16 protein-coding genes are annotated in these 19,331 nt (G+C 65.4%); 7 read left to right on the forward strand and 9 right to left on the reverse strand.

All coding sequences use genetic code 11. From position 1 onward, the window contains the following. Positions 1–77 precede the first annotated feature (77 nt). From V5F74_RS13445 to V5F74_RS13470, 6 genes are all read right to left on the reverse strand, one after another. The gene (locus V5F74_RS13445) at positions 78–1,058 is read right to left on the reverse strand and encodes a beta-ribofuranosylaminobenzene 5'-phosphate synthase family protein (protein WP_394008533.1); all 981 of its coding nucleotides are present in this window, start codon (positions 1,056–1,058) and stop codon (positions 78–80) included. A gap of 8 nt (positions 1,059–1,066) precedes the next feature. Next, positions 1,067–1,501: an HIT family protein gene (locus tag V5F74_RS13450; protein ID WP_024278735.1), complete on the reverse strand. Its 435-nt coding sequence runs from the start codon at positions 1,499–1,501 to the stop codon at positions 1,067–1,069. 80 nt (positions 1,502–1,581) lie between these two features. Further along, positions 1,582–2,433 (reverse strand): phosphate ABC transporter ATP-binding protein PstB, encoded by an 852-nt coding sequence (pstB, locus tag V5F74_RS13455; RefSeq protein ID WP_081837742.1) that lies wholly within the window; start codon positions 2,431–2,433, stop codon positions 1,582–1,584. 170 nt (positions 2,434–2,603) lie between these two features. Further along, a complete protein-coding gene (locus tag V5F74_RS13460) occupies positions 2,604–3,443 on the reverse strand; it encodes a transglutaminase N-terminal domain-containing protein (protein WP_394008536.1) in 840 nt (279 codons plus the stop codon). A 109-nt stretch (positions 3,444–3,552) separates the two neighbouring features. Further along, the gene (locus V5F74_RS13465) at positions 3,553–4,503 is read right to left on the reverse strand and encodes an alpha-E domain-containing protein (protein ID WP_024278738.1); all 951 of its coding nucleotides are present in this window, start codon (positions 4,501–4,503) and stop codon (positions 3,553–3,555) included. A 293-nt stretch (positions 4,504–4,796) separates the two neighbouring features. Then, the gene (locus V5F74_RS13470; RefSeq protein ID WP_024278739.1) at positions 4,797–6,212 is read right to left on the reverse strand and encodes a circularly permuted type 2 ATP-grasp protein; all 1,416 of its coding nucleotides are present in this window, start codon (positions 6,210–6,212) and stop codon (positions 4,797–4,799) included. 170 nt (positions 6,213–6,382) lie between these two features. On the opposite strand from V5F74_RS13470, the gene V5F74_RS13475 reads away from it, so the two are divergent. Continuing rightward, positions 6,383–7,135 (forward strand): competence/damage-inducible protein A, encoded by a 753-nt coding sequence (locus V5F74_RS13475; protein WP_394008538.1) that lies wholly within the window; start codon positions 6,383–6,385, stop codon positions 7,133–7,135. Between the two features lie 6 nt (positions 7,136–7,141). Here V5F74_RS13475 and V5F74_RS13480 read toward each other — a convergent pair whose 3' ends face one another. Together V5F74_RS13480 and V5F74_RS13485 are read right to left on the reverse strand one after the other, a co-directional pair. Beyond that, on the reverse strand, positions 7,142–8,182 hold the full coding sequence (locus V5F74_RS13480) for an NAD-dependent epimerase (protein ID WP_394008540.1): 1,041 nt from the start codon (positions 8,180–8,182) through the stop codon (positions 7,142–7,144). A gap of 733 nt (positions 8,183–8,915) precedes the next feature. Next, positions 8,916–10,484: an undecaprenyl-phosphate glucose phosphotransferase gene (locus tag V5F74_RS13485; RefSeq protein WP_394008542.1), complete on the reverse strand. Its 1,569-nt coding sequence runs from the start codon at positions 10,482–10,484 to the stop codon at positions 8,916–8,918. A gap of 811 nt (positions 10,485–11,295) precedes the next feature. On the opposite strand from V5F74_RS13485, the gene V5F74_RS13490 reads away from it, so the two are divergent. The 6 genes from V5F74_RS13490 to V5F74_RS13515 all read left to right on the forward strand — a co-directional run bounded on the left by V5F74_RS13490 (position 11,296) and on the right by V5F74_RS13515 (position 18,524). Beyond that, positions 11,296–12,351, forward strand: coding sequence for a DMT family transporter (locus V5F74_RS13490; protein ID WP_394008544.1), 1,056 nt, complete (start codon positions 11,296–11,298; stop codon positions 12,349–12,351). A 125-nt stretch (positions 12,352–12,476) separates the two neighbouring features. Further along, positions 12,477–12,767, forward strand: coding sequence for a hypothetical protein (locus V5F74_RS13495; RefSeq protein WP_029558776.1), 291 nt, complete (start codon positions 12,477–12,479; stop codon positions 12,765–12,767). Between the two features lie 219 nt (positions 12,768–12,986). Continuing rightward, positions 12,987–15,239 carry a polysaccharide biosynthesis tyrosine autokinase gene (locus V5F74_RS13500; RefSeq protein WP_250165694.1) on the forward strand — a complete coding sequence of 751 codons (2,253 nt, stop codon included), beginning with the start codon at positions 12,987–12,989 and terminating at the stop codon, positions 15,237–15,239. Next, positions 15,223–16,092 carry a hypothetical protein gene (locus tag V5F74_RS13505; protein ID WP_029558772.1) on the forward strand — a complete coding sequence of 290 codons (870 nt, stop codon included), beginning with the start codon at positions 15,223–15,225 and terminating at the stop codon, positions 16,090–16,092. The genes V5F74_RS13500 and V5F74_RS13505 overlap by 17 nt, the downstream gene beginning before the upstream one ends. Further along, the gene (locus V5F74_RS13510; protein WP_029558770.1) at positions 16,083–17,579 is read left to right on the forward strand and encodes an O-antigen ligase family protein; all 1,497 of its coding nucleotides are present in this window, start codon (positions 16,083–16,085) and stop codon (positions 17,577–17,579) included. Before V5F74_RS13505 ends, V5F74_RS13510 begins: the two co-directional genes overlap by 10 nt. A 174-nt stretch (positions 17,580–17,753) precedes the next feature. Continuing rightward, positions 17,754–18,524, forward strand: a complete 771-nt coding sequence (locus V5F74_RS13515; RefSeq protein WP_029558769.1) for an SGNH/GDSL hydrolase family protein — start codon at positions 17,754–17,756, stop codon at positions 18,522–18,524. 12 nt (positions 18,525–18,536) lie between these two features. On the opposite strand, the gene V5F74_RS13520 is transcribed toward V5F74_RS13515, so the two are convergent. Then, positions 18,537–19,310: a ferredoxin--NADP reductase gene (locus V5F74_RS13520; RefSeq protein WP_029558767.1), complete on the reverse strand. Its 774-nt coding sequence runs from the start codon at positions 19,308–19,310 to the stop codon at positions 18,537–18,539. Positions 19,311–19,331 lie beyond the last annotated feature (21 nt).

The following is a 19,331-nucleotide window of genomic DNA, read 5'->3' on the forward strand; positions in this document are numbered from 1 at the left end:
CTTTCGGGGCCTTTTGTGCGGCGCGGCCCTTTGGGGCGCGCCTCCTCCCGTCCTGTCCGGTGCCGCGCCGGAGGTACTCAGAGAGCGATGACGTCCGCGCCCTGATTGTTTCCTCGCACGCAATCGAATGACAGGTTTGTGAACGATGCGAAGCGGTCGCGCAAGGTGGCGGCCAGTCGCGTCGCCGCCTCCTCGCCATCGACGATGGCGAATCCGGTCGGCCCCCAGGAGCTTTGGCCGACGCCGGGGATGCCCTCGGCCTCGATTGCGGCGATGGCTTCCGCAACCTGCGGGCTCAGGAAGCGCCCGCCGCCCTGAGCTGCGGCATAGTGGTCGCCAAGCACGCGCTGCCAGTGGCCGATGACCCGGCCGAAGCCGTCCGCATCCGCGGCCGCGAGCGCCGGCAGCGCCTGAAGCAGCATCATGTGGCAGAGCTCGGCCGCCTGCTCCGCCGGGAAGGGCGGAAGGGTGGCCATGGCCGCCGTCTCCTGCGGCCCGCTCAGTCCTTCGCGGGCGGTATCGAAGACGAGGAGGATGCGCCAGCTCTCCGGAACCTTGAAGCGCGCAAGCAGGGGCGGGGGCGCGCTGGCCACAGGGCCGGCGAGCGCCTTGCCGCCGTCGAGGATTACGCCACCGGCCGCAAACGCCTCCATGCCGATGGCCGAGCGTCGGCCACGCCCGAGCACGGTGGCGACTTCGCGGGGCGACAAATCATGCCCGGAGAGGCGCGCCACCGCGACTCCCACCGCCAGCGCCAGTTGGGTGCCGGAGCCGAGCCCGCCATGGGCCGGCAAGGCGGCGTCCACGTCGATGGCGAAACGCTCTTCAATGCCGAGCTTGTCGCGCACCAGATCCCGCGCGCGGGCGGCGCGGTCGCTGTCCGGTCCTTCGGCGGCATCCGTGGTGCTGCGGCGGACGCTCACCTCGGTGGCCGGCCGTTCCAGCGCGATGCCGAGCGAGCCGAAGCGGCGGCCGAGCGAGCCGCCGAGATCGAGAAAGCCGAGATGCAGCCGCGCCGGCGCGCGCACCTTCACCCCGGCCGCGTTGCGCAGATCCACGCGGCGGCTCAGCCGGCGAGGGCGGCGCGCAGCCGCTCCGCATGGGCGGCGAGCACGTCGGGCTTCTCCATCTCGCTCGCCGGCGGCTTCATGGGCACACCCGAATGGCGCGGGATGACGTGGACGTGGAGGTGGAACACCACCTGCCCGCCGGCCTCCTCGTTGAACTGCTGGATGGTGATTCCGTCCGCCGCGAAGGCCTTCATGCCGGCGATGGCCACCTTCTTGGCGATGGTCGCCACATAGGCGAGGTCCTCGGGCGTGATGTCGAGGATGTTGCGGGCCGGTGCCTTGGGGATCACCAGCGTATGGCCGGGGCAGCGCGGCATGATGTCGAGGAAGGCGAGGGCCTTGTCGTCCTCATAGACCTTGTGCGCCGGCAGCTCGCCGCGAAGGATGCGGGCGAAGATGTTCTGCGGATCGTAAGCCGGCGTTGCGGTCATGCACGTGTCTCCCTGTTGGGGGAGGAGATTGCAGGGCGCGGGCGGGGGGTCAAGCCCGCACCGGTGCGGCGCGGACGACCTCAGCCGAACCGGCCGGTGACGTAATCCTGCGTCCGCCGGTCCCGCGGGTGAGTGAAGAGGTCCTGCGTGGGGCCGAACTCCACCATCTCGCCGAGATACATGAAGCCGGTGAAATCGGAGATGCGCGCCGCCTGCTGGAGATTGTGGGTGACGATCGCGAAGGTGTAGTGCGCCTTCAGTTCCTCGATGGTCTCCTCAATACGTGCCGTGGTGATGGGGTCGAGGGCCGAGCAGGGCTCATCGAGCAGGATCACCTCCGGCTTGAGGGCGATGGTGCGGGCGATGCACAGGCGCTGCTGCTGGCCGCCGGAGAGGCTGAGGCCGCTCTGGGGCAGGATGTCCTTCACCTCGTCCCACAGGGCCGCCTTGCGCAGCGCCTCCTCGACGCGCAGGTCGAGATCGGCCGGCTTCAGGTCTTCGTTGATGCGCAGGCCGATGGCCACGTTGTCGTAGATCGACATGGGGAACGGCGTCGGCTTCTGGAACACCATGCCGATGCGGGCCCTGACGCTGGCAGGGTCCATGGCGTCACCGAGAATGCTCACGCCGTCGAGCAGCACGTCGCCCTCCACCCTCTGGTCCGGGTAAAGCTCGTACATGCGGTTGAAGATGCGCAGCAGCGTCGATTTTCCGCAGCCCGACGGGCCGATGAAGGCGGTGACGCAGTTGGCCCGCAGGTCGACCGAGATGTTCCTGAGGGCGATGGCGTCGCCGTAATAGAAGCTCAGGTTTCGGACGGAGAGCTTGACCGGAGGCAGGGTCGCCTGCCGGCTGGCGAAGACCGTCGGCGCGGGCAGGCCGGCATGGGCCGAGCCGTCCGGGGGCAGCGACGACGGGGTGTGGATGGACATGGCGACCGATCCTCGGCAGGAGCTGATGTATCCTGCCTAGATCGTCTGCGGCGGGGCGTCCTTGCGCCAGCTCATGCGGCGCACGCGGAATGGGAAAAATCGAGCGACGGCGCCACTTTTCCGGGGCGCCGGGCAGGACCGCTTCCTGCGCCGGCTCAGCGTCCCTCCGCTCAGTTCTGGCCCTGGCTCTGGGCCTGCGCCAGCTTCTGCGGCGCGCGGCCGTCGAGGGCGCTGATGCGCTCCTCCACGTCGAGGCCGGTGCTGCGCAGCGCCTGCACGCCCACGGAATCGAGACCCACGGCGAGGCGGACATAGTTCTCCGTGCCGCAGATGTTGCGGCCGGCGTCGAACGAGACCCAGCCGATCTTGGGCACATGGGCCTCGGCCCAGTGCCGTGCCTCGCCCTCACCCTCCTCGCCCTCCTCGGGCACGACATAGCCGGAGATGTGGCGCGCCGGCAGGCCGAGGTGCCGGGCGGCGGCGGTGAAGACATGGGCGATGCTGCCGGCGCAGGCGGTGCCTGCCTTCACGGCCTCGGCCGCGCTCAGGGGATCAGCGAGGGTCGGCCCCTCCTGCTCCTTCACGGTCTCGTGGACCTTGACCATGAGGGCGTGGAGCTGGGCCAGCGGGTCGTCGGCCGGCGCCTCGATGTCCGCCGCGAGGGCGGCGAGGGCGGCGTCGACTTCGGTGAGGTCGGTCTGGCGCAGGAACAGGGACGGCGGGAAGCGCTCCACCGTGCCGCGCACGATGCCGGTGGTGTCCTGCGTCTCGACCTCGCCCTCGGCGCAGACGGTGAGGTGATCGGCCGGCCCGTCCACGGAGAAGGTGTGGCAGAGGTTGCCGAAGGCATCCTCCTGGGGGTGCAGGCGGCAGTCGGAATTGAGGTCCAGCGCCCAGCGCAGGATGAACTGGCCCTCGTGGGCGCGCGGGGTCATGCGCACGGTCACGGCCATGTTGCGGGTGCCGGGCTCGAAGCGCTGGGTGATCTCGTGGCGGATGCGGATGCGCATTGCGGGCGTCCCTGGTGACGATGCGGCGCGCGCGCCGCGACTGACATTCCCCCGGCGCGAGCCAGCCGCGCCGACGGGGAAGCTGATGGGGCCGCGAACGGCCCCGGGGTCAGGTCAGATACTGCTCGGTGATCTCGGCGCCGAGCTTGTTGTTGTCCGAGATGAACTCGGAAATGAACTCGTGCAGGCCGGTCTGGAAGATGTCGTCGATGGACTTGTTGGTGAGCCGCGCCAGCATGGCACGGGCCTGCCGCTGGGACGGCCCCTGCCGACCATAGACCGAGGCGATGTCGTCCAGATTGCGGGCGAGGCTGTCGTAGCAGGCGGCCAGCGAGCGCGGCATCTGCCGGTTCAGAATGAGCAGGTCCGCCACCAGCCACGGCTTCACGCTGTCGCGATAGACCCAGTGGAAAGCGGTGAGCGCCGAAACCGAGCGCAGGATGGAGGCCCACTGGAAATAGTCGAGCGGGCCGCCGATGTGCTCCTTCTCCGGCAGCAGCACATGGTACTTCACGTCCAGGATGCGGGCGGTGTTGTCGGCGCGTTCCAGCTGGGCGCCGGAGCGGGCGAACCAGTAGCCGTCGTTGCGCAGCATGGTGCGGAAGGTCGCCCCGTCGAAACGCAGCGACGTTTCCTTCACAAAGGCGAGGAAGCGCGAGAGTTCGTCGCGGGTGAGCGCGCGGTTGGGGAAATTGCGCAGCTCGATCCAGGCCGAGTTGATGACATCCCACATCTCCGAGGTCAGCGCCGTGCGCACCGAACGGGCGTTGGTGCGGGCCACCTCGAAGCAGTTGCGGATGGAGGAGGGGTTCTCCGACTCGAAGGCGAGGAACGACACCACGTTCTCCTCCTTCGCCTCCTCCAGCGGGCCATAGCGCGCGACGAACTCGTCGGCGCAGCCTGCGGTGAGCACGGCCGAACTCCACTCGTTGGTGGAGCCGCCGTAGGTCACGGGCGTGTAGGCGAGGCGCTGGGAGACGTCGAGGATGCGGGCCAGGCAGTCGGCGCGTTCGACGTAGCGGGTCAGCCAGTAGAGGTTGTCGGCGGTGCGGGAAAGCATGGGGAGCCCGTTGCGGAAGGAGAGGGTGCGCGGCGCGGTTCATCCGCGCTCAGGCGTCCTGCACCCGGATGGCGTGGTGCCTCCGGGGGCGGTTCAGGCGGCGGAACCGGGCGGGGCCCCGGCTCCGGCAGTGGCACGGGCCGGGATGCCCGTGCGCGGGGAGAAACCTGCATCAACGATAGCGCTCACGCGCCGAAAAGCGAGAGCGCGCGTGCCCGCGCCCATGCGTCCAGCACCCAAAGCACGAGCGTGCCCGCTCATGCGTCCAGCACCCGAAGCATGAGCGCCGCCGCTCATGCGTCCAGCACCCAAGTGTCCTTGGTGCCGCCGCCCTGGCTGGAGTTCACCACGAGGGAGCCCTCCTTCATGGCGACGCGGGTGAGGCCGCCGGGGACGATGCGCACCTTGTCGGAGCCGGAGAGGATGAACGGGCGCAGGTCCACATGGCGCGGGGCGATGCCCTTTTCCACCAGCGTCGGGCAGGTAGAGAGCGCCAGCGTCGGCTGGGCGATGAAGTTCGCCGGGTCCGCCTTGAGCTTGTCGCGGAACTTTTCGATCTGCGCCTTGTCGGAGGCGGGGCCGACCAGCATGCCGTAGCCGCCGGAGCCGTGCACTTCCTTCACCACCAGCTCGGGCAGGTGCTCCAGCACATACTTCAGATGGTCCGCCTCACGGCAGCGCCAGGTCGGCACATTGGGGAGCAGGGGCTCCTCGCCGAGGTAGAACTTGATGATGTCCGGCATGTAGGAATAGACGGCCTTGTCGTCGGCCACGCCCGTTCCCACGGCATTGGTGAGGGTCACATTGCCGGCCTGGTAGGCGCTCATCAGCCCCGGCACGCCGAGCACGCTGTCGCGGCGGAAGGCGAGGGGGTCGAGGAAATCGTCGTCGAGGCGGCGGTAGATCACGTCCACCCGCTTCGGCCCCTCGGTGGTCCGCATGTAGACCACCGCATCTTTCACGAACAGGTCGCGGCCCTCGACGAGGTCGACGCCCAGCTTGTCCGCGAGGAAGGAGTGCTCGTAATAGGCCGAATTGTGGATGCCGGGGGTGAGGATGACCACGTTCGGCTCATGTCCGCCGTGGGGCGAGAGCGAGCGCAGGGTGGCGAGGAGGTCGTCAGCGTAGTTCTCCACCGGCGCGACGCGGTGCATGGAGAACAGCTCCGGGAACAGCCGCAGCATGATCTCCCGGTTCTCCAGCATGTAGGAGACGCCGGACGGGGTGCGCGCGTTGTCCTCGAGCACGTAGAACTTGTCGGGGTCGGTGCGGACGATGTCGATGCCGGCGATGTGGACGTAGAGATCGTGCGGCACGCGCTGCCCGTTCATCTCCGGGCGGAAGGCGGGGTTCTGGTAGACGAGGTTCTCCGGAACGATGCCGGCTTTCAGAATCTCCCGCTTGGAGTACACGTCCTTGATGTACATGTTCAGCGCCTTGACGCGCTGCTCGAGCCCGCGCGAGAGGCGGGTCCACTCGTCCTTGGTGAGGATGCGGGGCACGATGTCGAACGGGATCAGGCGTTCCTGCGCGTTCTGCTCGCCGTAGACCGCGAAGGTGATGCCGATTCTCCGGAAGATGAACTCGGCCTCCTTGCGCCGGTGGTCCAGCACATCCTGGGGCACCTCGGCGAGCCAGCGCTGGAGGGTCTCATAGGCCGGCCGTACCGCACCGTCGGTACTGGACATTTCATCGAACGCATGCGGCATTGGGATCGACACTCCACGCCCCGGGGAAGCTCCCCATGAACTTAACAAACATCGTGCCAAAGAAGTGCTAAACGGGAAAGCGGAGCGAAGGCGCCGCTCACGCTTTAAATATGCCTAGATTTTGGGCGGTTTTACCCCGGCTGACGCCGGCAAGGGCAGGGATCTGAGACATGGGTGAGGCAGGCGACGCGCGATCGGTCACGGCTGCGCTGATCGTGATTGGCGACGAGGTTCTCTCCGGCCGGACCAAGGACAAGAACATCGGCCACATCGCCGAGCGGCTGACCGACGTGGGCATCGACCTGCGGGAGGTCCGGGTGGTGGCGGACGTGGAGGAGGACATCGTGGCGGCGGTCAACGCGCTGCGCGCCCGCTTCGACTATGTCTTCACCACCGGCGGCATCGGCCCGACCCATGACGACATCACCGCCGACGCCATCGCCAAGGCCTTCGGGGTCTCCATCGACGTCGATCCGCGCGCCCGCGCCATGCTGCTCGAATACATCGCCGAGAAGGACCTGAACGAGGCCCGCCTGCGCATGGCGCGGATTCCCGCCGGGGCGAGCTTGGTGGTGAACGAGGTGTCCAAGGCGCCGGGCTTCCGAATCGAGAACGTCATCGTCATGGCCGGCGTGCCGCGCATCATGCAGTCGATGCTGGAGGCGGTGCTGCCGGAGCTGCGCAAGGGCCGGCCCATGCTCTCGCGCACCATCCTCGCCGAGGCGAAGGAGGGCGACATCGCCGCCCCGCTGCGCAAGGTCGCCGAGACCTATCCCGACGCCATCATTGGCTCCTACCCGTTCCGCGACGAGGTGGACGGGCGCTACAAGACCAACCTCGTGGTGCGGGCGCGCGAGCCGGAACTGCTCGCCGCCGCCGGAGACGCGGTCGCCCGGATGGTGGAAGACAACGCGGGCGGCTGACGCCGCCTAGTCGGTCTTCGCGATCTGGCCGAGCCAGACCTCGCGATACCACGTGGCAAAGCGGGCGACGCCCTCCTTCAGGGGAGTGCGCGGCGCGAAGTCCACCGCCTGGGCGAGGCTGGTGACGTCGGCGAAGGTGGCCTGCACGTCGCCGGCCTGCATGGGCTGGAAGTCCAGCTCCGCCTTGCGGCCCAGCGCCGCCTCGATATGGCCGATCAGCGCCATCAGCGGCTCAGGGCTGTGGTTGCCCACGTTGTAGATGCGATACGGCGCATTCGAGGTGGCGGGGTCCGGGTCCGCCCCGGTCCAGGCGGGATCGGGCGTCGCCGGCCTGGGGAGCAGCGCGACCACGGCGTCCACCACATCGTCGATGAAGGTGAAGTCGCGCTGCATGTCGCCGTTGTTGAACACCTTGATGGGCCGGCCGTGCCAGATAGCGTCCGTGAACAGGAACACCGCCATGTCCGGGCGTCCCCACGGGCCGTAGACGGTGAAAAAGCGCAGCCCGCTCACCGGCAACCTGTAGAGGTGGGAATAAGCGTGGGCCATCAGCTCGTTCGCCTTCTTGGTGGCGGCGTAGAGGCTGATGGGGTGGTCCACCGTCTGGTCCACCCGGAAGGGCAGGTCAGTGTTGGCGCCGTAGACCGAGCTCGACGAGGCATAGACGAGATGCGCGACGCCGCCATGGCGGCAGCCTTCCAGCACATTGCCGAAGCCGACGAGGTTGGAGTCGATATAGGTCTCGGGATGCTCGATGGAGTAGCGCACGCCAGCCTGCGCCGCGAGATGGACCACATGGCTGGGCCGGTGGCGGGCGAAGACCTCAGCGGTAGCAGCGCGATCGGCCAGGGTCAAGCGCTCGAAGCTGAAGCCGGGATGGCCGAGGAGCCGGGCGAGGCGGGCCTCCTTGAGGCGCACGTCATAATAGGCGTTGAGGTCGTCGATGCCGACGACGGCCTGTCCCATCGCAAGCAACCGCTCGACGACGGCGGCACCGATGAAGCCGGCCGCGCCGGTAACGAAGATGGGAGCATTGGTGAAGGTCAAGAACGGTCCCCGGACAGAACGCGCCGGACGGCGGAAGCTTCGCCGGGGTCGCCCGCATTCTTAGATCAGCGCTCCCGCGGCATCAACGCGCCCAAAGGGGAGGGGGGCAAGGCTGCCGGCCGTGACAGAGCGAGCTGCCCGTTCACAACGGCGCTGGAAGGGGAACACGACACGACCGGAGCCATCTCCCCCGCGGCCAGCTTTGGCCCGGAGCTGGCACAGGCTGGGAGGGGGCGGGGTGAACTGCGGGCGGGCACTTGGCGCCTCGCGTTCTCACCTCAGCTCACGCGGACCATAAAGATGATGTAGGCCGAGCAGCACAGCATGCCCCACAGGGCCAGGACGGATTCAGCTATCATTTTATCTGCCCCCCAGCAGTCGTTAGCGCGATTGTTGCGCTGCATTTACTCAAATGGTTGGGGAGGGGGCGATGGAAAACAGTCCGACGTCCGCTTTGATCAAACGGTAGGGTTAATCAAATATTGCCGGGGAACCGGGACTATATTGCGTGCTCGGACGGGCGAGCGGCAATGGCGGCCGCTGGATGAGCTTAGGACAAGGCTCGCGACCGCTGGCAGGAGCGCTCTGGCGGTCCTTCAACGATCCATCTGATAGGTGCGGGAAGCAGGAGGCACAGCCGCCGAGCGAACGACGCTCCCTTTCAGTCGCGCATCCGGACGTCTCATATCGAGGCAGGAGAACGGGCCATGCCGCCGGGCTCCCCCACAGGGCCTCAGTAGGCTTCCTTGCGCAGGACCTCGAGGAAGGTCTTCAGGATGATCTTGATATCGATCCAGACCGACCAGTTGTTGATGTACCAGAGGTCCATCTCGATCCGGCGCTCCATCTGCTCAAGCTCCGCCGTCTCGCCGCGGAAGCCCTGCACCTGGGCCCAGCCGGTGATTCCCGGCTTGACGTGGTGGCGGAACGCATAGCCGGAAATCAGCTTCGAATATTCGTCGTCATGGGCGATGGCATGGGGCCGCGGTCCCACGATGGACATCTGCCCGAACAGCACGTTCAGCACCTGCGGCAGCTCGTCGAGGCTCGACGCGCGCAGGAAACGGCCGACGCGCGTGACGCGCTTGTCGTTGCGCTGCGCCTGCACCACCTTCGAACCGTCCTCCATCACCGTCATGGAGCGGAACTTGTAGATGGTGAATTCGCGGCCGCCGAAGCCGTTGCGGCGCTGGCGGAAAATCACCGGGCCGCGGCTGTCGAGCTTGATCGCGGTGGCGATGATGGCGAACAGGGGCAGCAGCAGAAGAACCGCGCAGCTGGCGACCGCGATGTCCAGAAGGCGCTTCTGCGCCAGTTCGAAGCGCGACAGGGGCGCGCGCTGGACCTCGATGGCGATGGACGAGCCGAAATCGACGCGCGGCGCGTCGAGCAGCTCGCTCACAATCTCGTCCGGCAGGAGCTTGACCGGAAGCGGCACCGAGCGCAGCCGGGCGCGCACGGCATCAAGCCGATCCACGTCGCTCCAGGGCATGGCGAGGACGATTTCCTCGACGCGGTGCTGTCGGGCGAACTGCAGCGCCGCCTTCAGCGCATCCTTGTCGGACGCGGAGAGCAGCTCCTTCGTCGAACCGTCAGGCGTGGAAAGGCTGAAGCGCCGCACCTCGTTCAGGCCGAGGCGCACCAGCATGTGGGCAGGTACCACCTTGGCGAGCTCGCCCGCGTCGCCGACCAGAATGGTCGCGCGTCCCTTCACGGCACCGCTCGCGATGGCCCGGCGCAGCCAGACACCCATCGCCCAACGCGACACCGGAAGCGCGACAAAGCCGAGAACGGCAAAAGTCCCGGTCGAGATGCGCGACGTGCTTCCCGCCACCTTCAGGCAAAAGATCACCGTTGCGACGACGAGGATCGCGAAGGTCCAACTGACCATCGTCGCGCGCACCTCCTCGACCACACGCACCATGCGCCACGGCTTGTACAGGCCGCGCGAGATGGTGGTCAGAACGAAGGCAACCGCCGCGAGAATTCCGATGCCAATGGGTTGAGTGACCTCGAACCCGCCGCTTGCTTGCGCCGAGAACAGGAAATCCACGAGGACGCTCAGTCCCAGGATAAGGACGACGTCGGCCACAACGAAGAGCGGCGGCATCGACGCGTAGTCGAGCGTGGGGGTGACCCCCGACCGATGCGCTTCGCTCGCCCGTTCAACCCGCATGTTGTCCGTGGAAAGCGACATTCGTCCCTCAATCGGCAGATGGCTACCGTAAGGAAGATTGAAATTATAGGGGCAACATAGCACTCGGTGCTCGAATCGACAAGCGAGTAAAAAATGTGGCCGCAAGCGTATATTCCAGTGTCACAAGTCTGAAATATTTCAGTTTCACAAGTTAAAGTGGGATTATTTTGGAAACGTGCTCAATCTATGGTGGCGACGGGTGGGCGCGGCGAGTTGATTGCCCAAAAAGCCGAAGATGGCATGCGGTTTTTAGCCTGACGTCATATGGCTTGGATTGGGAAGTTGATTCAGATCAAGTTGGAGGCCTGAGTTTTAGGCATTGCTGCACTGCAAAATAAATTCTAAGTGCATGTGGGGGCGATGAAAGCCCTGCAATTTGGCAGTGTGCTGCTTCTGTTGCCACGCATCGAAGTCGCGTTCAGATCGTTTGTCGAATGCCCCATTTCGCGGGGGAAATCAACCATTTATCCAATCTCGCGCCAAGCCCGATCGGGAGGCCTGTCGCGAGCGTCCCTGAAATAAAATGGTCGCGACATTGCGTCGCGGTGAGCTTGATGGCGCTGTTTCGCCTCTGCTCCGGCGCAAGTCTCCAATTCGGGATAACGCTCTGAGCTGGCAGGCGGAAAGGGGGCAGATCGGACCGATTTGGAGTCGCATTCTGCGAAAATAGTCGCTGCAGTGCACACGTGCCAAGCTCGACACCGTATGGCCTACGCTTAATGTCCCGCGGAATCCGTTTCTCGGCGCCCCAAAAGGGCATCCCGCAGGACGCCATTTGTCAGCAAATCCGGGCGCCTGGCTCGTCCATGGGCGCGGCCCCTCTTCCAGACGCAGGGCTGACGCCCTTCACCTGCGCGCTTTGCATGCCCATCCAGCCGGCAAGGCGCTATAGGGAGCGCTCACCGGACTTTTGCTCATGAATGCCCCAGCAGGCATCGCCCTGCAAATCAGCGCCACGTTCTTCTTTGCCATCATGTCCGCGCTCGTGCGCTTCGTGGCGGACGACGTGCCGAGCGGGCAGGTCGTGTTCGCGCGCAGCGCCTTCGGTCTCGTCCCGCTCGTCATCTGGCTGCTTTGGAGGCGGCGGATGACAAGCGCGCTCGTGACGCGCCAGCCGTTCGGCCATGTTGTTCGCGGGCTGGTGGGCGTGAGCGCCATGTGGCTCAGCTTCGCAGCGCTTGCCTTCATCCCGCTCGCAGAGGCCGTTGCCTTTACCTATGTGACGCCGCTGGTCGCCGTGCTTCTCGCAGCCGTTCTTCTGGGAGAGCGTGTGCCCGCCTATCGCTGGGCGGTGCTCGGTGTCGGCTTTGCCGGTATCCTGCTCATGCTGTGGCCCTCCTTCACCCATGCCTCATTGGGGAGCGGACCGGGGCCGCTGATCGGGGCGGCCATGGCCCTGACCGGGGCCGTGATCGCCGGGCTCGCAGTGACACAGGTCCGGCACCTGACGCGGACGGAGACGAGCGAAGCGATCGTTTTCTACTTCTCCACCGTCGCGTCTCTCGCGGGTCTTGCGACCTTGCCGCTGGGGTGGGTGGTTCCCGACCTGCGCACCAGTCTCGTTCTCATTGCAACGGGCATCGCCGGCGGTCTCGGCCAGATCCTGATGACCTCGGCGACGCGCTACGCGCCTGCGTCCGTCGTGGCACCTCTGAACTATGCGACCTTGATCTGGGCCACCGTGTTCGGGGTGCTCGCTTTCGGCGAATGGCCCGATTCTCTGGTGCTGATCGGGGCGGGAGCGGTCGTTTCAGCAGGTCTTGTGCTGGTGTGGCGAGAGCGCCACGGCCTGACGGTGCCGGCGCCGGGCGTGCGTCAGGCGGTCGGGCCAGCCGGTGACACTGTCAAGTTTGCGGCCATTACATCTCAACGTACTAGGCTGGATGATCCGGTCGTTGCCCGCCCTGAATCTTACGTTGTGGAAGATGAAGGCGAGCAGGAACTTCCGGTTCGTTGCGCGAGTTCTAGGTAGCAAGGTAGGTCGCTCCCGGTGAAGCTCCAGTAGATTTCTCGTCTGGCGTGCATCGGTCTTTCGGCGATTGTTGCGGCGCCACAGAGCTTGTGGTAAACATGGCTCACCTAATCGGAGTGCGGGCGATGGCGAAAGTTTCCAAGATCAAGGCGGCGCTGACGGGCGCTGCTGTTGCGGGTCTGGTCCTCGGGGCGGTCATGCCGTCGCAGGCCGCTGGCCTGTGGGGTGAGCGTTTTGCTGCTCTGCGCAGCAATGCCAACTTCCAGCCGGCGAACCGTTTCGGCGCCCAGGCTGCTTCCAATAGCTTTGGTGGCTGGAAGTGGTCGCTCATCCAGTATCGCGCTTACAAGTACGACCAGCGCATCAGCAAGTTCCTCGGCCGTCCGGTTTCGCCGTTCTGCCGCTTCGGCTGCTGATCTGCCTTACAAGCCCAATCAGGTGGCCCACTTCCTGTGTTCCTTGACCGTCACGATAGCGTTGGTCAGGGGATGCGTGAGGCGGGCCACTTTCGTTTGAAGCGCCCGGTCGCGCGGGTGTACACGGCAGGAATCCTTTCGGGGCGTCAGATTGCCGGGCTTTTGCTTGGGTGGTGCGTGTGCTTCGACTGCATCTGATGTTAGCGGGGCTTTAGCGGCATGCTTCGTATCGACAAGTCTGGGCCGGGGAAGTCTCTGAATATCCAGACCGAGGGCGAACTCGATCTGGTCAATTTGCTTCAGGTGGTCCGTCGTCAGAAGTGGGTCATCGCAGCCGTCGCCGGCGCGGTAGCAAGTCTGGCGGCTCTCTATTGTTTTGTTGCAACGCCGCAATATACGGCAACCGCCGAGTTGCTGATCGACACGCAGCAGGCCCGTGGCTTGGAAGTCATGCCTCAGCTTACGGGCGTGATGGATTCCAGCGGCATCGACAGCCAGGTCCAGATTCTTCAGTCCGAGCGTATCGCCAAGGCGGTCATCAAGGAGCTGAAGCTCGTCGAGGCGAAGAAGAAGGAACTCGAAGAGAGCGCCAATTCGGTGTTTAACACCGTGGCTGGTTTCGTTGTTCCGTTTCTCGTCAGCAGCTCTCCTATGAGCGACTACGAGATCGAGCGCACTCAGATCATCGATTTCGGCAAGCGTCTGCGCGTCAAACGCGTTGGTCTGAGCTACGTTATCAGCATCGAATACAAGGCGATCGACGCCGTCCTCTCGGCAGATGTGGCGAACCAGCTCGCCGAGGCGTACATCGTCGATCAGCTTGAGGCCAAGTACCAGGCGACCCGTCGCGCCAGTGTCTGGCTGCAGGATCGCATCGCCGAGTTGCGCGACCAGGCGCTTGCGGCCGACCGCGCGGTGCAGGACTTCAAAGCCAAGAACAACATCATTGATACGCAGCGTGGCCTCATTTCCGACCAGCAGCTGTCGGAACTGAACACGCAGCTGATCACGGCCAGGACCGCGGTGGCCGAGGCGCAGGCGCGTTATGAGCGCGTCAACAACATCATCAAGCAGGGCGGCGTGACGGGCACGAGCGACGAAGTCGTGTCGGACGTGCTCAACAATCAGGTCATCAGCCTCCTGCGCACCCAGTATCTCGACGCCGTGAAGCGCGAGGCGGACTGGTCCAAGCGCTACGGCCCCGACCATATCGCGGTCGTCAATCTCAATAACGAGATCAAGGGCCTTCAGCGCTCGCTCTTCACCGAGCTGTCGCGCATCGCCGAGACCTACAAATCCGATCTGGAAATCGCCCGCGCCCGCGAGGCAAGCCTTTCATCCAGCCTTGAGCAGCTGATGGTCCAGGCCAAGCTGACGGGGCAGGCGCAGGTTGAATTGCGTGAGCTCGAGAGCAACGCCCAGTCCTATCGCGCCCTTTACGACAACTTCCTGCAGCGCTTCATGCAGGCCACCCAGCAGCAGTCCTTCCCGATCACCGAGGCGCGGCTCATCACTGATGCGTCCACCCCGCTTCGGGCCTCATCCCCGCGGACGACGCTTATCGTCGCCGGCGGCCTCTTTCTCGGACTGTTGATGGGGTTCGGCGTCGGCATGTGGCGCGAGCGCATGAACAGGACCTTCCGGCTGCCGGCGGATGTGGAGCGCTATCTGGGGCTCGACTGCCTCGGTGTGCTTCCGCTCCTGCCGTCTTCCGTCGCGACGCCGGTTCCGGCGGGGCAGAGCGCGTTCGACAGCTCGACCGGCATCATGCGCCAGGTTACCTCCGATCCGTTCTCCCGCTTCTCGGAGACGCTGCGCTCGGTGAAGGTTTCCGCGGACGTATCGATCCACAGCCGCGCGGTGAAGGTCATCGGCATCGTCTCGACCTTGCCGAAGGAGGGCAAGTCGACCGTTTCCGCCAACTTCGCCCAGCTGATCGCCCATAGCGGCCAGCGTTGCGTGCTCATCGATGGCGACCTGCGCAATCCGACGCTGACACGGCGCCTCGCGCCGGGCCGCAGTGCGGGCCTCCTTGAGCTGGTCTTCGGCAAGGCGACGCTTGAGGAAGTGAGCATCGTCGACCGGATGACGGGGCTCCGCTTCATTCCGGCGGTGGTGCCGGGCGATATCGTCCACACCAACGAGATTCTCGCGTCCGAGCAGATGGCGGCGGTGATCGATGCGCTGAAGCGGGATGTCGATTACATCGTCATCGATTTCCCGCCGCTTGCTCCGGTGGTCGACGTCATGGCATCGACGCATATCGTCGATGGCTATGTTTATGTGCTCGACTGGGGCTCATCCAACCGGGATCTCGTCGCCAATACGCTGCAGAACGCACCAACAGTCTACGAGAAGGTGCTTGGCTGCCTGCTGAACAAGGCTGACCTGAAGGCGCTCCGCAGCCTCGAGGATTACGGAAGCAAGTATTATTACCACAAATACTACGCGAGCTATGGCCGAGAGTCCTGATCCGGCCCGGGGCGTCGACGCGGCGTCCGGTGCGCCGGTCGGCTCCGGCAATGATGGTAATGGCGGGGATGGTGGTCGGTCTCCCGGTCCGAGCAAGGCTGCGAAGATCACGGCACGCCTCGCCGGGCTCGCCATCGCAATCGGTGCGGTGATCTGGCTGTCGACCTCTACGGGCATCCGGCGCTTCGATTCAGGGCTGTTCCTGCGCCCTGTCGCCACCCGCATGATGGCCGGAGAGCCTTACGATCCGGATCTGATCGCGGCGATGGATCGTGACATGTCCGTGGTGCTTTCCGATCGTGTCTGCGATTATCAGGCGCTTCAAGACCTTGCGATCGTTCGCTCCGCGCTCGCCGAGACCGCGTTCCAGGCAGATGATGCCGATCTCGCGGATACGCGGCTTACCGCAGCCGAGCAGGCGGCCAAGGCCAGCATTGTCTGCAGCCCGGGCTCGCCACGTGCCTGGACGATTTTGGCGTGGATCGAGCACATCCGGCACGAGGACACACCGCTGCTGCGGACGTATCTGCGACAGTCCTTTCGCTCCGGGCCCTATGAGGGGTGGCCCCTTCTCCGCCGCACGGAGATTCTTCTGGCGCTCTATCCAAAGCTCGATCAGAGCGAATTGGCGGATCTGAAGCAGTCGGTGAATTGGCTGGCCGTCAAGAACCTGTCCGAATACATTGGAGAACAATACGTTGCGGCCAAGCCGGAAGCGCGGCTGGCCCTGCGGGACATCCTCGCCGAGGCGCCGGAAAGGGTCCAGAAGCGGGCGGCGGAGATCATCCGCAACGGCGGCGAGGATATCGACCTCCCGGCGGTCGAACCTCTGGGGAGCCGGCCGTGGAAGTGACCGCAGAGAAGCCGGCCGAAGCCCCGGCGGATACACGGGTTCGTCGGCGCCGCGTGCGAAGCCTCCCGGACCGCATCGGCTTCTGGTTCTTCCTGGCCATGGTGATCCTTGCCCCGGTGCCGGACGGATCGGTCGCGCTCCTTTGGATCCAGGTGTGGACGGGCTTCGCCACCGTCGCGGTGCTCCTCATCAGCTATCGTGATGTATCCCGCGGCGCCGCACTCCTGCTGGGCGGCCTTCTCGTCGTCCTCGCGGCCTACGGTCTTGTGGCGTACCTCCAGTCCATCTCGCCGGGCCCGGCGCCGCTTGCCATGTGGTCGGAGGCTGGCAAGATTCTGGGCATCGAGATTGCACCCCTATCCGGGTCGGTCCGGCACTCGCCGCTCCTCTTCCTCGGCCGGCCCCTGCTCGCGGCGCTGGTCTTGACGGCGGCTATCGTGATCGGCCCCGATCGGCAGCGGGCAGGGCAGGTGCTGCGGGCCATCGTCGGGGCCGCGTGCCTATACGGGTTCATCGGGTTTGTCGGCTTCGTCTCCGATTCCGACAGTCTCAGGCCCTACGACCAGGAAGGCGCGCTGACCACCTTCTTTCTGAACAAGAATACCTCGGCGATCTACCTAGGCTCGGCAGTCCTGATCGTGCTGGCCATGCTGCTCCCAAGCGCTCTTGCCGCGGCGCGGGAGAACAAGCCATTGTCGAGCCTCTTCCGCGGGGAAGGGAGCCGCCGCCGCGTCATTGCAGCCGCCGCCGGTTTGTTCGTGCTCGTCCTTCTCCCGCTGACGCTCTCGCGCGCGGGGCTGATATTGACCGTCCTTGTGGGTCTGGGCGCTGTCGTATCCAAGCTTCGCCTGCGCAAGCGCGCATCCATCTGGAAGGTCGCATTCGCGATCTTCGTTCTGTTCTCCCTCATCTACGGCCTGTCGGGCGGCGCCTGGCGCGAGCGTCAGATACGCATCGGCTTCGATACCTTGGGGCGCCTGGATGCCTATGGGATGATGCTCGGCGCAGTCGCGGAGCGTCCGCTCATCGGATACGGGCTCGGCAGTTTCGCCGAAAGCTTCCCGAAGTTTCGGACTGAGGATCTCGGGACTTCCGCGGTGTTCGACATCGGCCATAGCACGCCCGTCGAGTTGATCTTCGAGGGTGGGTATCCGCTTGCCTTCGTCGTCTTCGCCTATGTGCTGGCCTGCGGCGCCCTGCTGGTGCGGGGCGCGCTGCGCCGGCCCAATGATCCCTTCATCCTCGCCGGACTCCTCGTCGGCATCGCGGGCCTCGTGCACACGAGCTTCGACTTTCCGTTGCAGATTCCGGGCTTTCTCATCATCTACCTTGCCGTTGTCGGCATGGCCCTGGGGCGCTCCTTCCTTCCGGCTGAGGAGCGCAAGGTGGTGAGGAAACGGATGTCGCGGCGTCCCGTCGGATCGGCAACCGCCGAGGCGCCGGTTGCCGGCCCAGCAAGCGGTCCCGAAGCAAGCCCTGCCAAGTGACCTGAATTGCTGGTGATGGGACTTGGGGGCCGCGCCGGCTCAGGGCGCTGGCCCGAATGGATGGGGTTCCGTGCCGGTCGTGCGGCGCTCGCCACGGCCTTAGGCCACGGTGCCAAAGCTCCCGCTGGCGGATGTCCAAACTCTCTCAGGTCCTAGAGCAGGCGGACGACACTGATGAACTGGCCCGCAGCAGGTTTCGGTGTGTTGGGCTTGCTTTGCCTGCTGCTCGCCGGGGCGCTCGCAACGGCCGTCATGGGCGCAAGGTCGTTTTTCCATGACAGATCCGAGCTTCGCCTCCGGCCCATCGATCCCGACCGGTTCGCCGATGAGAACGCAAGCCTGCCGGCGACCGGCCAGCCCCGTATCGTGATATTCGGCGATTCCCGCGCGCACCAGATTGCGGTGAACGGGAAGGCTGCTGCGGACTGGCAGGTCGTCAACCGAGGCGTATCGGGGGAAAGCTCGGTCCAATCGGCCTACCGCTTCAAGAGCGACGTCATCGATCTCAAGCCGGAGGCGGTGATCATCGTCACGGGGATCAACGATGTGGTGGCGGCCGCCAATCTTCCGGCCATGGAGCGGGCCGCAGTGACCAACCTCAAGGCCAACCTGTCTCGGTTCGCCCTGGAGGTTTCTGGGTCCGGCGCGGGCGCCATCATATCCACGATCATCCGTCCCACCACGCCGAGGCTGATCCGCCGGCCGTTCTGGTCGGATCGGGTCTACGGGATCACCGAAGAGGTGAACGCCCACATCCGCGGCCTCGCGTCGCGCGATGTGCTCGTCCTTGATGCAGACGCGATCCTGGTCGGGAACAAGGCAACCCTGCCGGCCCGGTTCGCGACCGACGAGATCCACCTGTCGAAAGAGGCGCACGACATTCTGGCGGTGCACCTCGACGAGATGCTGCGACACCGCCTGTCCGGCGCTGCCGCAGCGCGGTGACGGGACCGGACGTCAGCGCTCCACGAACGCCTTCTCGATGACGTAGTGGCCGGGTGCCGACTGGCTGCCCTCGGTGAAGCCGCGGGATTCCAGAAGCTCCACCACGTCCTTCAGCATTGCCGGGCTTCCGCAGAGCATCAGGCGGTCCTCTTCCGGCGACATGACCGGCATGCCGAGATCGGCGAAGAGCTTTCCGGAGGTGATGAGGTCCGTGATGCGGCCCTGATTGCGGAAAGGTTCGCGGGTCACGGTCGGGTAGTAGACGAGCTTCGCCTTGACTTCCTCGCCGAGGATCTCGTCGTCGGGCAGGGTCTTGGTCAGATACTCGTCATAGGCCAGCTCGGCCACCGTGCGGGTGCCGTGGATGAGGATGACCTTCTCGAACCGGTCATAGGCCTCCGGGTCCTTCACCACCGACAGGAAGGGCGCGAGGCCGGTGCCGGTGGAGAGGAGGTAGAGCCGCTTGCCGGGCAGCAGGCTGTCCTGCACCAGCGTCCCGGTGGGCTTGCGGCCGACGAGGATCTTGTCGCCGACCTTGAGGTGCTGGAGGCGGGAGGTGAGGGGGCCGTTCTGCACCTTGATGGAGAAGAACTGCAGCTCTTCCTCGTAGTTTGCGCTCGCCATGGAATAGGCGCGCAGCAGCGGCTTGCCGTCCACCCGAAGGCCGATCATCGTGAACTGGCCGTTGAGGAAGCGGAGGCCGGGATCGCGGGTGCAGGTGAAGGAGAAGAGGTTGTCGGTCCAGTGGTGGACGCTGGTGACGGTCTCTTCGTTGAAATTGCTCATCTCGAAAGTCCGGTCTCGACA

This window comes from Xanthobacter aminoxidans (assembly GCF_043193615.1).
GTDB classification, from domain to species: Bacteria; Pseudomonadota; Alphaproteobacteria; order Rhizobiales; family Xanthobacteraceae; genus Xanthobacter; species Xanthobacter aminoxidans.

Excerpts from the sequence above, each read along its gene's own strand:
- V5F74_RS13450 (WP_024278735.1), bottom strand. The coding sequence starts at position 1,501 with ATGACCGCAACGCCGGCTTACGATCCGCAGAACATCTTCGCCCGCATC.
- pstB (WP_081837742.1), bottom strand. The coding sequence starts at position 2,433 with ATGTCCATCCACACCCCGTCGTCGCTGCCCCCGGACGGCTCGGCCCAT.
- V5F74_RS13460 (WP_394008536.1), bottom strand. The coding sequence starts at position 3,443 with ATGCGCATCCGCATCCGCCACGAGATCACCCAGCGCTTCGAGCCCGGC.
- V5F74_RS13465 (WP_024278738.1), bottom strand. The coding sequence starts at position 4,503 with ATGCTTTCCCGCACCGCCGACAACCTCTACTGGCTGACCCGCTACGTC.
- V5F74_RS13470 (WP_024278739.1), bottom strand. The coding sequence starts at position 6,212 with ATGCCGCATGCGTTCGATGAAATGTCCAGTACCGACGGTGCGGTACGG.
- V5F74_RS13475 (WP_394008538.1), top strand. The coding sequence starts at position 6,383 with ATGGGTGAGGCAGGCGACGCGCGATCGGTCACGGCTGCGCTGATCGTG.
- V5F74_RS13490 (WP_394008544.1), top strand. The coding sequence starts at position 11,296 with ATGAATGCCCCAGCAGGCATCGCCCTGCAAATCAGCGCCACGTTCTTC.
- V5F74_RS13495 (WP_029558776.1), top strand. The coding sequence starts at position 12,477 with ATGGCGAAAGTTTCCAAGATCAAGGCGGCGCTGACGGGCGCTGCTGTT.
- V5F74_RS13500 (WP_250165694.1), top strand. The coding sequence starts at position 12,987 with ATGCTTCGTATCGACAAGTCTGGGCCGGGGAAGTCTCTGAATATCCAG.
- V5F74_RS13505 (WP_029558772.1), top strand. The coding sequence starts at position 15,223 with ATGGCCGAGAGTCCTGATCCGGCCCGGGGCGTCGACGCGGCGTCCGGT.
- V5F74_RS13515 (WP_029558769.1), top strand. The coding sequence starts at position 17,754 with ATGAACTGGCCCGCAGCAGGTTTCGGTGTGTTGGGCTTGCTTTGCCTG.
- V5F74_RS13520 (WP_029558767.1), bottom strand. The coding sequence starts at position 19,310 with ATGAGCAATTTCAACGAAGAGACCGTCACCAGCGTCCACCACTGGACC.